This is a genomic window from Mesorhizobium sp. M6A.T.Ce.TU.002.03.1.1, from assembly GCF_003997275.1.
GTDB classification, from domain to species: Bacteria; Pseudomonadota; Alphaproteobacteria; order Rhizobiales; family Rhizobiaceae; genus Mesorhizobium; species Mesorhizobium mediterraneum.
Genome location: NZ_RZTI01000054.1, coordinates 1 through 12,670, shown reverse-complemented (window position 1 = coordinate 12,670; position 12,670 = coordinate 1). Strand labels below are relative to the sequence as shown.

General features: G+C 61.9%; 12 protein-coding genes. 4 read left to right on the top strand and 8 right to left on the bottom strand.

The window, feature by feature from the left end:
- Positions 1-145 precede the first annotated feature (145 nt).
- The 3 genes from EOC93_RS17280 to EOC93_RS17270 all read right to left on the bottom strand — a co-directional run bounded on the left by EOC93_RS17280 (position 146) and on the right by EOC93_RS17270 (position 3,331).
- A complete protein-coding gene (locus tag EOC93_RS17280) occupies positions 146-742 on the bottom strand; it encodes a LysE family translocator (protein WP_127205207.1) in 597 nt (198 codons plus the stop codon).
- A gap of 150 nt (positions 743-892) precedes the next feature.
- Positions 893-1,465, bottom strand: a complete 573-nt coding sequence (gene ilvN, locus EOC93_RS17275) for an acetolactate synthase small subunit (protein WP_095483396.1) — start codon at positions 1,463-1,465, stop codon at positions 893-895.
- An 84-nt stretch (positions 1,466-1,549) separates the two neighbouring features.
- Positions 1,550-3,331, bottom strand: a complete 1,782-nt coding sequence (locus tag EOC93_RS17270) for an acetolactate synthase 3 large subunit (RefSeq protein ID WP_126105945.1) — start codon at positions 3,329-3,331, stop codon at positions 1,550-1,552.
- 475 nt (positions 3,332-3,806) lie between these two features.
- Between EOC93_RS17270 and EOC93_RS17265 the strand changes: the two genes are divergently transcribed.
- Positions 3,807-5,609 (top strand): NAD(P)/FAD-dependent oxidoreductase, encoded by a 1,803-nt coding sequence (locus EOC93_RS17265; RefSeq protein WP_095483394.1) that lies wholly within the window; start codon positions 3,807-3,809, stop codon positions 5,607-5,609.
- Positions 5,610-5,622: 13 nt separating this feature from the next.
- Here the strand turns inward: EOC93_RS17265 and EOC93_RS17260 are convergent, their stop codons facing one another.
- Genes EOC93_RS17260 through EOC93_RS17250 form a run of 3 tightly spaced genes read right to left on the bottom strand, consistent with a single transcriptional unit; the run spans position 5,623 to position 7,078 of the window.
- Complete coding sequence (locus EOC93_RS17260) at positions 5,623-6,150, bottom strand: GNAT family N-acetyltransferase (RefSeq protein WP_095483393.1); 528 nt, start codon at positions 6,148-6,150, stop codon at positions 5,623-5,625.
- A gap of 48 nt (positions 6,151-6,198) precedes the next feature.
- Positions 6,199-6,507, bottom strand: a complete 309-nt coding sequence (locus tag EOC93_RS17255) for a hypothetical protein (RefSeq protein ID WP_095483392.1) — start codon at positions 6,505-6,507, stop codon at positions 6,199-6,201.
- Positions 6,508-6,511: 4 nt separating this feature from the next.
- Entirely contained in the window at positions 6,512-7,078 is a 567-nt protein-coding gene (locus EOC93_RS17250; protein WP_095483391.1) for an XRE family transcriptional regulator, read from the bottom strand.
- Between the two features lie 154 nt (positions 7,079-7,232).
- On the opposite strand from EOC93_RS17250, the gene EOC93_RS17245 reads away from it, so the two are divergent.
- The gene (locus EOC93_RS17245; protein ID WP_127205206.1) at positions 7,233-9,071 is read left to right on the top strand and encodes an ATP-binding protein; all 1,839 of its coding nucleotides are present in this window, start codon (positions 7,233-7,235) and stop codon (positions 9,069-9,071) included.
- A 202-nt stretch (positions 9,072-9,273) separates the two neighbouring features.
- Here the strand turns inward: EOC93_RS17245 and EOC93_RS17240 are convergent, their stop codons facing one another.
- Together EOC93_RS17240 and miaA are read right to left on the bottom strand one after the other, a co-directional pair.
- Positions 9,274-10,065, bottom strand: coding sequence for a GGDEF domain-containing protein (locus tag EOC93_RS17240; protein WP_095483389.1), 792 nt, complete (start codon positions 10,063-10,065; stop codon positions 9,274-9,276).
- A gap of 104 nt (positions 10,066-10,169) precedes the next feature.
- Positions 10,170-11,138 carry a tRNA (adenosine(37)-N6)-dimethylallyltransferase MiaA gene (gene miaA, locus EOC93_RS17235; protein ID WP_095483484.1) on the bottom strand — a complete coding sequence of 323 codons (969 nt, stop codon included), beginning with the start codon at positions 11,136-11,138 and terminating at the stop codon, positions 10,170-10,172.
- Here miaA and serB point away from each other — a divergent pair.
- Together serB and EOC93_RS17225 are read left to right on the top strand one after the other, a co-directional pair.
- Positions 11,128-12,015: a phosphoserine phosphatase SerB gene (gene serB, locus EOC93_RS17230; RefSeq protein ID WP_095483388.1), complete on the top strand. Its 888-nt coding sequence runs from the start codon at positions 11,128-11,130 to the stop codon at positions 12,013-12,015. The genes miaA and serB overlap by 11 nt on opposite strands.
- Complete coding sequence (locus tag EOC93_RS17225) at positions 12,012-12,575, top strand: GNAT family N-acetyltransferase (RefSeq protein ID WP_127205205.1); 564 nt, start codon at positions 12,012-12,014, stop codon at positions 12,573-12,575. Before serB ends, EOC93_RS17225 begins: the two co-directional genes overlap by 4 nt.
- The last annotated feature ends 95 nt before the right edge of the window (positions 12,576-12,670 follow it).

Genomic DNA, 12,670 nt, shown 5'->3' with positions numbered 1-12,670 from the left:
CACGCCGTGGTTCGGTGGTCATATCTGGCATAACTCGCAGCCTGATGCCGCGGTTTCACCAGATAGTTAGAAGGCGCCGAAGGCGAAAAAGTGCCAAAACCCGGCATTACGAAGATTTAATGTGCAGTGCACAATAAAGCGGCAGTTACCGCAGCATCGGCCACAGCGTCGCCGCGAGCAGCACGCCCATGGCGATGTTGAACCATTTCAGCCGCACCGGATCCGAGAGAAAACCGCGCAGCGCCATGCCGAAACCTGCCCACACCGAAACACTCGGCAGGTTGACGACGGTGAAGGCTATCGAGATCAACGCCACCGAAAGAAATGGATGCTCCGGAATGGCATAGACGGCCATGGCGGTGATCGCCATCACCCAAGCCTTGGGATTGACCCACTGGAATGCTGCCGCATCGATGAAACGCATCGGTCGCGCCTTAGCCTCGCCCTTGCCGCTGAGCGAACGCGACATGGCGATCTTCCACGCGAGATAGAGCAGGTAGACGCCGCCCGCGATCTTCAACCCGGTGTGCAGCACCGGAAACGCAGTCAGCACGGCGCCCAGACCGAAGCCGACGGCCAGCAACAGCACGAGGAAGCCGATGCTGATGCCCAGCATATGCGGAATGGTTTTGGCGAAACCGAAATTCACCCCGGAAGCCAGAAGCATGAAGTTGTTCGGACCCGGCGTGATCGAGGTCACGAAGGCGTAGACCAGCAGGGCAAGGAATGCGTCGAGGGTCATGGCTTCCTCCCAAGCAGGTCAGCAATATTGTCCTTTTACCTCAGACGCACAAAGGCCACCTCACGGCGGCAGCCGGGCCAGAAGATCAGGATCAAGGCGACAGAATAAATACAGGCGGCGCCAGAGCACTGGACCCAAAGCGCCGGACGATCACATCCCTTGCGGACCGCGGTTCAACGCCGCCACGCCGGTGCGGCAGATTTCGACCAGGCCGAGCGGCTTCATGATGGCGATGAACTGGTCGATCTTGGAACCCTTGCCGGTGATCTCGAAGATGAAATGCTCGGTGTTGGCGTCGATGACGCTGGCGCGGAAGGCATCGGCGAGCCTTAGCGCCTCGACGCGGGCTTCGCCGGTGCCGGCCACTTTCACCAGCGCGAGCTCGCGCTCCAGAGGCCGATCCTGGCCGAGCTCATGCGAGCGCACGGTGAGATCGACGACACGGTGCACCGGCACGATGCGCTCGAGCTGGTGCTTGATCTGCTCCAGCACATGCGGCGTGCCGCGCGTCACGATGGTGATGCGCGACAAATGCTTCTCATGCTCGGTTTCGGAGACCGTCAGGCTTTCGATATTGTAGCCGCGTCCGGAGAACAGGCCGATGACCCGGGCCAGCACGCCCGGCTCATTGTCGACCAGCACGGAAAGCGTGTGAGTCTCCGGCTTTTCCGTTTCCTTGGCGATGAAATAGGCGGAGCCGGTCGGTTGAAGCTGTGCGTTCATGACATGAATCTCGATTTCAAACTTTTGAGCTAATTCTCTGTTTCCGCACGGCTTCTTCCAACAAGCCCTGCCTCGGCCTGGGGGCTACACCAGTTCCCTGCCCTTGGCGTCGATGGCGTTGGCCACCGCCTCGTCGGTCGCCTCGTCCGGCAGAAGCATCTCGTTATGCGCCTTGCCCGACGGGATCATCGGGAAGCAGTTGGCAAGTGTGGCGACCCGACAGTCGAAGATCACCGGTTTCTTCACCGCGATCATCTCCTTGATCGCGTCGTCCAGCTCGTCCGGTTTCTCGCAGCGAATGCCATGGCCGCCATAGGCTTCGGCGAGCTTGACGAAATCCGGCATCGCCTCGGTGTAGGAATGCGACAGCCGGTTGCCGTGCAGAAGCTGCTGCCACTGCCGCACCATGCCCATATACTGGTTGTTGAGGATGAAGATCTTGATCGGTGCGTCGTGCTGCACCGCCGCGCTCATCTCCTGCATCGTCATCTGCACCGAGGCATCGCCGGCAATATCAATGACCAGCGCATCCGGGTGTGCGATCTGCACGCCGAGCGCCGCCGGCAGGCCGTAGCCCATCGTGCCGAGCCCACCGGAGGTCATCCAGCGGTTCGGCTTCTCGAAATGATAGTGCTGCGCCGCCCACATCTGGTGCTGGCCGACCTCGGTGGTGATGTAAGTGTCCATGTCCTTGGTCAGCGCGTAGAGCCGCTGGACGGCATATTGCGGCATGATCACGTCGTGGTTCATCTTGTAGGCAAGCGAATCCCGCGCGCGCCATTTCGCGATCTGCTCCCACCACGGGTGGAGCGCCTTCTTGTCGGCCTTGGCAGTCGCCCGCCACAGCCGCACCAGATCCTCCAGCACCCTGCCGACATCGCCGATGATCGGCACGTCGGTGTGGACGTTCTTGTTGATCGAGGACGGATCGATGTCGATGTGGATCTTCTTCGAGTTCGGCGAGAACGCGGTGAGCCGGCCGGTGATGCGGTCGTCGAAGCGCGCGCCGATGCAGACCATGACGTCGCAATCATGCATCGCCATGTTGGCTTCATAGGTGCCGTGCATGCCGAGCATGCCCATCCAGTTCTTGCCCGAAGCCGGATAGGCGCCGAGGCCCATCAGCGTCGAGGTGATCGGGAAGCCGGTGAGGTCGACCAGTTCGCGCAGCAAATGGCTGGCTTCCGGGCCGGAATTGATGACACCGCCGCCCGTATAGAGGATCGGCCTTTTGGCGTTGGCCATCAGTTCGACCGCCGCCTTGATCTTTTCCAGGTCGCCCTGGACCTTAGGCTGATAGCTCGTGCGCGGCGCCGTCTGCGGCGGCACATAGATGCCCTTGGCGAACTGCACGTCCTTCGGGATGTCGACGACGACCGGACCGGGACGTCCTGTCGTCGCGACATGAAACGCCTCGTGGATGATTGCCGCGAGCTCGTTGACGTCCTTCACCAGCCAATTGTGCTTGGTGCAGGGCCGCGTGATGCCGATCGTGTCGCACTCCTGGAAGGCATCCGAGCCGATCAGCGATGTCGGCACCTGGCCGGTCAGGCAGACCAGCGGGATCGAATCCATCAGCGCATCCTGCAGCGGCGTCACCGCATTGGTGGCGCCCGGCCCCGAAGTCACCAGCATGACGCCGGCCTTGCCGGTCGAGCGCGCATAGCCCTCCGCCGCATGGCCCGCGCCCTGCTCGTGACGGACGAGGATGTGCTCGACCTCATCCTGCTGGAAGATCTCATCATAGATCGGGAGAACCGCGCCGCCCGGATAGCCGAAAACATGCTTGACGCCATTGTCCTTCAGCGCCTGCACCACCATTTCGGCGCCGGTCATTTCGCGCCGCTCGTTCTGTCCACTGCTCATCGGTCTGGTCCCGTACTGTCCGCCATCAGGCGATTGCTGGTCGTTTAGTCGTGTTTCGGGCAATAAAAAAGGCCCCCGAGGGAGCCTGTGTGTGCGCATGGGAGGTTTTCGCCCGGCGGTTACACCGCCTTGCCCACGCGCTTTCCTACTACGAGAATGAGTGCCGTTTTCATGGTGGCGGACAATAGAATTGGTTTTGCGCCGCTGTCAACGGCCAATGTGCACAACGCCAAAACGGTTCGGGGCGGTTGGCCGTGTCAGACAGGCCCGTTGGCGCCCATCGCGTTGAACCACCGTTCCGGTACGACCGCCGGCAGGATCAGTGTCCGCGATCGTCCCGATAAGCCATTGAAACCACGCCAAACTATTTGACGACGTGACGCGGCGCATAGTTTGCCGCGATACTCCGGCCAACCGGACTGGGAGGGTCCGGCAAAGCCACGATGACGACCAGGACTTCACGGGAGGAAATTTGATGCTCGACAAGGCCCCAGCCCAGAAACTGACCGACCTGCTCGACCAATTCGGTGCAGCGCTCGCCGCCAGCGACATCGACAAGGCGGTCGGGTGCTTTCAGGAAGACTGCTACTGGCGCGACCTCGTGACCTTCACCTGGAACATCAAGACCATGGAAGGTCGCGACCAGGTGCGCGACATGCTGATGAGCCAGTTGGCGAAGACAAAACCTTCGAACTGGGCGATCGCCAAGGGCGAGGACGCCAGCGAAAGCGGCGAGTTGCTGGAGGGCTGGATCAGCTTCGAAACTGAGGTTGCGCGCGGCTTCGGCCATATCAGGCTGAAGAACGGCAAGATCTGGACGCTGCTCACCACCATGGTCGAGCTGAAGGGTCATGAGGAACCCGCCGGCTTCGCCCGGCCGATGGGCGCCAAGCACGGTCACGGCAAAAATCGTCCAACCTGGAAGGAGGAGCGCGAGAAGGAGGCGACTGAACTCGGTTTTGTCCGTCAGCCCCACACGCTCATCGTCGGCGGCGGCCAGGGCGGCATCGCGCTCGGTGCCCGGTTGCGGCAGCTCGGCGTGCCGACCATCATCGTCGAGAAGAACGAGCGTGCCGGCGATTCATGGCGCAAGCGTTACAAGTCGCTCTGCCTGCACGACCCGGTCTGGTACGATCATCTGCCCTATATCGATTTTCCGAAGAACTGGCCGGTCTTCTCGCCCAAGGACAAGATCGGCGACTGGCTGGAAATGTACGCCAAGGTCATGGAGCTGAATTACTGGTCCTCGACCGAGGCCAAGAGCGCCACCTATGACGACAAGAAGAAGGAATGGACCGTCATCGTCCACCGCGACGGCAAAGATATGACGTTGAAGCCGAAGCATCTGGTGCTGGCGACGGGACAGTCAGGCAAGGCCAATTTGCCGAAATTCAAGGGCATGGACAACTTCAAGGGTGATCAGCACCATTCCTCCAAGCACCCCGGCCCCGATGCCTATGCCGGCAAGCGCGCCGTCGTCATCGGCTCGAACAACTCAGCCCATGACATCGCCGCAGCCCTTTGGGAGGCCGGCGCCGATGTCACCATGGTGCAGCGCTCGACCACCCATATCTCCAGATCCGACACGCTGATGGAAATCGGACTGGGTTCGCTCTACTCGGAAAAAGCCGTGCAAGGCGGGATGACCACGGCCAAGGCCGACCTCGTCTTTGCGTCCCTGCCCTACAAGATCCTGCATGAATTCCAGATCCCGGCCTACGCCGAGATGAAGAAGCGCGACGCCAAATTCTACGAGGGGCTGGAAAGGGCAGGATTCATGCTCGACTGGGGCGATGACGATTCCGGCCTGTTCATGAAATATCTCAGGCGCGGCTCAGGCTACTACATCGATGTCGGTGCTTCCGACCTCATCATCGATGGCTCGATCAAGCTGAAAAGCGGCGTCGAGGTCAAGGAGGTCCGGGAGCATTCGGTCCTGCTTAGCGACGGATCGGACCTGCCGGCCGACCTCATCGTCTACGCCACCGGCTATGGCTCGATGAACGGCTGGGCGGCCGACCTGATATCCAGGGACGTTGCCGATAAGGTCGGAAAATGCTGGGGCCTCGGCTCCAACACTACCAAGGATCCCGGCCCCTGGGAGGGCGAATTGCGCAATATGTGGAAGCCGACGCAACAGGAGGCACTGTGGTTCCATGGCGGCAATCTGCACCAGTCGCGCCACTATTCGCAATTCCTGTCGCTGCAGTTGAAGGCGCGGCACGAAGGCATCGCAACGCCGGTCTACGGGCTGCAGCAGGTCCATCACAAGGGATAGAAATTCAGAGCAGTCACCGGGACTGGCCGATGCGCTTCCAGTAGATAAGCGTACCGGTCAGCCCGCCATGCGGCTTCAACGCGTAGTCCGGTATTTCGCCGGCTAGCGTGAATCCCAGCCTCTCATAGAGGCCGGAGGCGCCCTCCTCTGCCGCTGTATCCAGGACCAGCAACGTGCGGCCTTTCTCGACAGCGAGGCTTTCGGCCGCCCGCATCAGGCGAGTCGCCACGCCCTTGCCGCGATGATCGACACGGGTCATCAGCTTGGCGATCTCGGCCCGGTGCGGCTGGTTGGGAGGACAGTCGAGCAGCAAGGTGACGGTGCCGACCAGAGCCTTGCCATCCCATGCACCGAGCACCGCTCTTTCGCCTCTTGCCGCGGCCATAAGCGATCTGGTCCAGAAGGCGCCTGCAGCTTCCGGCGCCAGCGGATGCATGAAACTGACTGATCCGCCGGTCGCAACCGTCTCGATCAGCATATCGACCAGCATTGCCTGGGCTCCCGCAGCCTGGGTCAGAGCCTTGATTTCGATGGAGCTCATGCGTGCGATGTCCTTTGACTGCGTGGAGCGATCTGCGTGTTCCAGCCGTCAATCCAGACGACTGACTCGGCGTCGCTTTCGTGCTGCCTTGATCGCGGCGATGCGATCGGTGTCCTTTGGCTGCAGATGCAGCCCGCGTTCCAGGATTTCGAGCGTATATTCCTCATAGGTCAGGCCCAGCCGCTCGGCCTTTTCCATCCGCATCAGCATCACGTCGCGGCTCGGCGCCTTCCACGCCTTGGCATGCGCAGCCTGCCAGGCAAGGAAGATATAAGGGTCGCCCTTGCCCCATGGGGGGCCCTTGTAGTCGTCGAGTGGCGGTCCGCCATTGTCGGAGCGTTTGGGACGGCGTGCCATGCGTTCAGCCTCTTGCCAGCGCAACCAAATAGTCGGCGGCGTCCGGTCCAGGAGCATGGAAGGTGCAATTCGACGGCGCGCCAAGCGCCAGGCAGTCACCGGGTTCGAGACTATGCACGACATCGCCCTCGGTGAATTCCAGCCGTCCGGAAATCAGCCAGATCTGCTGTCTGATGAAGGCGTAGGACGCGGCCGGAAAACTCACCTTGGCTCCCGCCGGCAATTGCACCCGGATCAGTTCGAGCGGCATGTCCGAGACCGGCGAAAGATGCCGCCTGATATAGCCGGTGGCGGGATCGCGCCAGACCGGCTGATCGCTTTGGCGAAGCAGCCCGCCGCCCTGCAGCTCCGCCCGCGCGATGAGGGTGGAAAGCGTCATGCCGAAGGCCGCTGCGATGCGCACCAGAAGTGCTGCGGTCGGGCTCGTCTTGCCGCGCTCTATCGTGCTGAGCATGGCCTTAGACACGCCGGAGCGGTCCGCGAGCTCCGCCAGTGACCAGTCCTTCAAAGCCCTTTCGGCGCGTATTCTTCTGCCGATGGTCGAGGAGATATCGTTCGCTATAACAGTCATTAATCCGGTATATCGAAATTGCGGCTTCGAGCAAGGGGCCGATCGGTTCAATTTTCGCGAATGGCTTAATGCCCCCTACACCATCCGACCTCACCCCACCTTAACCTCGCCGCCGTAAGGTCGATCGCCTGGGGAAATGGGAAACAGCCTGTCCATGTTCGTCGACCGCGAAGCCTCCGTTGGAGAGCCGGCATTGCAGGAGCGCCGCAAGGCGGAGCAGAGCGACAAGCGCATTCTGGGCAATGTCGTCCAGTGCGACGGCGCGCGCGCCACCATCAGCGCCTATGCCGCCGATGTCGAAGGCACGGTCACCGGCCATTGGAGCGTCGGCAAGATGATCTCCATCAATCTTGGCACCACGCGAACCGTCGGCCTGGTCTACGAGATCGGCAAGTCGGATCGCGCCTGGAGCAATGAGGGCCAGAACCCGATCGAGGTCAGCATCGAGCTTATCGGCGAGGTGCGCGACGGCGCCGAGCCCGGCGCCAAACCGATTTTCGACCGGGGCATTACCATCTATCCGCATATCGGCGCCATCGCCCACCGCATTCGCAGCCGCGACCTGCAGGCAGTTTATGATCTCGCCGGACGTCATTCGATCACCATCGGCACGCTGTCACAGGACGAGGCGATCGACGCCAACATCGCCATCGACGACACGCTGTCGCGCCACTTCGCTATTGTCGGCACCACCGGCGTCGGCAAATCCACCGCCGTCTCGCTGCTTTTGCGCAAGTCGATCGCCGCCCGGCCTGACCTGCGCGTCCTTATCCTCGATCCGCACAACGAGTTCGCCGCATCCTTGCCCGAACACTGCGTCAGGGTCGATTCGACGACGCTGGACCTGCCCTTCTGGATGTTCAAGCTCGAGGAATTTGCCGAAGTGCTGTTTCGCGGGCGCGAGACCGTGCCGGAAGAGATCGATGCCTTGCGCGATCTCATTCCCGCCGCCAAGAACCTGTACCGCAATCCGAATTCGGGCGGCTATCTCAGGCGCGGCAGCGATGCGCTGACCGCGGACACGCCGGTGCCCTATCGCGTTGTCGATCTCATCAAGCAGATCGACGAGCGCATGGGACTGCTGGAAAGCAAGAACGACCGCCCCACTCTCAAATCGCTGAAGACGCGCATCGAATCGGCGGCCTCGGATCCGCGCTACCGCTTCATGTTCAACTCGCGGCTGATCGAGGACACTATCCACGAGACGATCGGCAATATTTTTCGCGTGCCGCATCACGGTCGCCCGGTGACCTGCTTCGAGATGGCCGGCATGCCGTCGGAAGTGGTCAATTCGGTCTGCTCGGTGCTGGCGCGCCTGGCCTTCGACCTAGCGTTGTGGAGCGAAGGCCGGCTGCGATTGCTTTTGCTGTGCGAGGAAGCCCACCGCTATATGCCGGCCGATCCGCGCCTCGGTTTTGCACCGACCCGGCACGCGCTGTCGCGCATCGCCAAGGAAGGCCGCAAATATGGCTGCTATCTTGGTGTCGTTACCCAGCGCCCGGGCGAGCTCGATCCCACCATCCTGTCGCAGTGCTCGACCTTCTTCGCCATGCGGCTCGCCAACGAGCAGGACCAGGCGATCGTCCGCTCGGCGATCGCCGATTCCTCGGCCTCGACGCTGGCGTTCCTGTCTTCGATGGGTCAGCGCGAAGCCATCGCCTTCGGGGAAGGCGTGGCGACGACCATGCGGCTGAAATTCGAAAAACTGTCCGCGGATCTGATCCCCGGCACGGCCAAGCGCGAGGAAGCCTTGCCGTCCGAGATCGGCAACGATGTCGATCTGGTGGCGATCGTCGAAAGGCTACGCAACGTGCCAAAACCGCAGCAGGCGATGGCCTTCGCCGAAGTCGTCGATTCAAACCGGCAGGCCGGCGATTCCAACTATCGCAAGCCACCCGCCCCGACTGTCGCACGCATCCAGTCGGACGACGATTTCGACATGCGTTATGGCCTGAAACCGGCAACCTTCGGTCTGCGCCCGCAAAACGACTGAGCCGGCGGCCTCCAGCCCATCAAGCTTCCGTTGCAGACTTGTCAGCCTGTGAAGCCAGGGCAAATCCCGTCAGAAAATTCGTCAGGCTGAGTCGGATGGCGCCGTTTTCGAGAACCGGAGCGGAGCGGACATTAGTCCGTGAGCACCGGAAGCGCAGAAAACGACGCCAGACGGCCAGCATCACGAGTTTAATGACGGGATTTCAGGCGCAGACGCGGTTTCGGCCTTGCCTCTTGGCCTCATAAAGCTGGCGATCCGCGCGGCGATAGAATTCTTCGGCGGTTTCCTTGCGATCCCAGACGGCGAGGCCGACGCTGGTGGTGATCTTCAGGCGAACATTGCCTGATAGTATCGACATGTTGGCGATCGCCTTGCGGATGCGCTCGGCGAATTTGGACAGCAGTTCGGCGTCCATGTTGGGGGTGACTACTGCGAATTCCTCGCCACCCAGGCGCGCAACCACGTCGTGATAGCGCGTCATGTCCTTGAGACAATTGGCGACCGCCCGCAACACTTCGTCGCCGACATCATGGCCGTGGGTGTCGTTGACCTGCTTGAAATGGTCGAGATCAAGGATCATCAGCCCGACCGGCTTCTCGATGCGGCGGAATTCCTCGAGATATTCCTTCAGTGCATCGTCGAAATAGCGCCGGTTCTGCATGCCGGTCAGGCTGTCGGTCAGCGCCGCATGCTCCAGCGTTTCCGAACGGGCGCTGAGCGAAACCGTCATGGCGCGCAGCTTGCCTTCTTCCGTCGCCTGCTTGCGGATCAGTGGGTAGATGAAGAAAATGCCGAAGAACAGGGCAGTCGCCAAAAGAACGCCGGTCGCAAACAACAGCTTGTTGAGATAGATGATCTTCTCAACCCCGGAAGGCGTGACACTCTCGGCCGCGAAGGCCTGCAGAAGCCCATAGGCGTGAAGCGTCACCAGGCCGGCGGCCAGGATCACGAAGATGAAGACGAAAAAGGCTGATTCCGCCTTGTGAAAACGCATCTGCTCCCCGTTGGAAAATTCCCACAGACCTTATGGCATGGAGGGCCTTACGGACGGTTAATTAGGACAACTTCAACGGGAAGTCTCCCCCCAAGATCAACTTTTCAGGTTGCACTGGAAAGGGGATCCGAGATCGTGGATCCCACACGATCACCGAGGCGCAGTCTCAGCCATTCCGGACCCAACTGATGCCTGAACCAGGTCGCCTGGCGCTTGGCGTATTGTCGCGTCGCGATCTTTGCGCGCTCGATCGCTTCCGGAAAACTCAGCTCCCCGGCTATTGCGGCCTGGAGTTCGCGAACGCCGATCGCCTTCATCGCCGGCAAATCGGAATCGAGACCAAGACTGGCGAGTTGTTTGACCTCATCGAGGGCGCCCTTCTCCAGCATGCGGTCGAACCGCGCCTCGATCCGCTCCACCAGCGCCGCCCGGTCCGGTTCGATCACGAAGAAGCGTGCGCTGTCCCTGTCGATCAACGGCCGGCCGCGCGCCGTCTGCCATTCCAGGATGGAACGGCCTGACGCGTCGAGCACCTCCAACGCCCGCACGATGCGCTGGCCATCGGTCGGCTTCAGCATCATGCCTGCTGCGGAATCCTCGCGCAGCAAGATGCGGTGAAGCTTGGCCGCGCCCTGCTCCCGGAGTTCGTAGCGCCAGCGGTCACGGATCGGCTGCGGAATGTCGGGCATTTCCGAAATGCCTTGCGCAAGCGCCCGGAAATAAAGCCCGGTGCCGCCGACGAAAATCACCGGCCGCTCTGAGAGCGTGCCCTCGTCGATGAGCTTCATCACGTCGCGCAGCCAGGCGCCGGTGGAATAGGCGATGGAGGGATGGACATGCCCGTAGAGATAATGCGGGACGCGAGCGAGTTCGGCAGCGGTCGGCCGCGCCGTCAGCACGTCGAGCACAGAATAGCCTTGCATGGAATCGGTGTTGACGATGACGCCGCCCTTGCGCTCGGCGAGATCGAGCGCGAGAGCGGACTTGCCGCTGGCGGTCGGCCCGGCTATCAGGATCGCGTTCTCAACGTGGCCCTCGCCCGCCTGCCCGCCGGAATTTTCGATGCCGCTGATCGCCACGCTCGTATCCCATCCCGCCGGCCGCGCATTGTCGCCGGCGCTTGCGAATATGGCGTCACGGTCGGTCGGCGCAAGCACTGTTCGCTGGCTGGCCGAAGGCATCGCCTGCGAATTCGCTTTGCCCGAGGCGGCCGGAGCCGCTGAAACGACCGCCAGCCTGCGCGCCGTGCTCGCACCCGAACCGGTCGACGTGATCGTTCAGCAGGTCGAGGCAAGGCGAAAGAAAATCCTTATCGCCGATATGGATTCCACGATGATCGATCAGGAGTGCATCGACGAGCTTGCCGATGAGATCGGCGTCAAGGATTACGTCGCCGCCATCACGGCGCGATCGATGAATGGCGAGATCGCTTTCGAGCCGGCCTTGCGCGAGCGGGTGGCGCTGCTGAAAGGCCTCGACACTGCCGTGGTCGACCGCGTCATCACCAACCGCTTGACGCTGGCTTCCGGCGGCCGCGCGCTTGTCCAGACCATGCGCGCCAATGGCGCATGGACTGCGCTCGTGTCGGGTGGCTTCAACGTCTTCACCGCACGCATCGCCGCCATGCTCGGCTTTCAGGAGAACCGCGCCAATCGGCTGATCGAGCAGGGCGGCCACTTCACCGGGCTTGTGGCCGAGCCGATCCTGGGGCGCGCCGCCAAAGCCGATGCGCTACTCGAGATTTCGGCCGGCCTGGGGCTGACGACCGCAGACGCCATTGCTGTCGGCGACGGCGCCAACGACCTCGACATGATCCGCCTTGCCGGCGCGGGTGTGGCACTTCATGCCAAGCCTGTCGTGGCGGCGGAGGCAAAATTCCGCATCGACCACGGCGACCTGACCGCGCTTCTCTATCTGCAGGGCTACCGGCGGGAGGAGTTTGTAGAGTGACGCCGATCCGCACCGAGCGGCTAATCCTGCGCAACTGGGAGGATCGCGACCGCGAGCTCTTCCACCGGATCAATTCCGACGAACGCGTCATGGAATTCTTTCCATTTCGCCGCGACCGCGCTGCCGCGGACGCCAAAATGGACGAGTTTCGCGCCTGGATCGCCGAGGATGGCTACGGTTTCGCTGCCGCCGAGATAATTGAAACGCGCCAATGCATCGGCTTCGTCGGCCTCCTCGATACCGATCATTTGCCCTTCCTGCCAGCCGGCAACGTCGAGATCGGCTGGCGGCTGGCGCCCGAATTCTGGGGCCATGGCTATGTCACCGAGGCGGCCGAAGCGTGGCTCGCCTATGGCTTCGAAACGCTTGGCCTCGACGAAATCGTGTCCTTCGCCGTTAGGGATAATCACCGTTCCACCGCGGTCATGAAGCGCCTGGGCATGATCGCCGACCCGGCCAGCGATTTCGACCACCCCGGCATTCCGGACAGCCACGCCGCGCTCAAGCAGCATGTGTTCTACAGGCTGACAGCCAAGGATTGGCGAAAAAACCGACCCTAATCAGTGCTTGTCAAACGGAAGCTCGTCGCCGGGTTGCGGCGGTTTGACGCCGACGCGATCGAGCACTTTCGAGAAATCATCGCCCGATACATCAC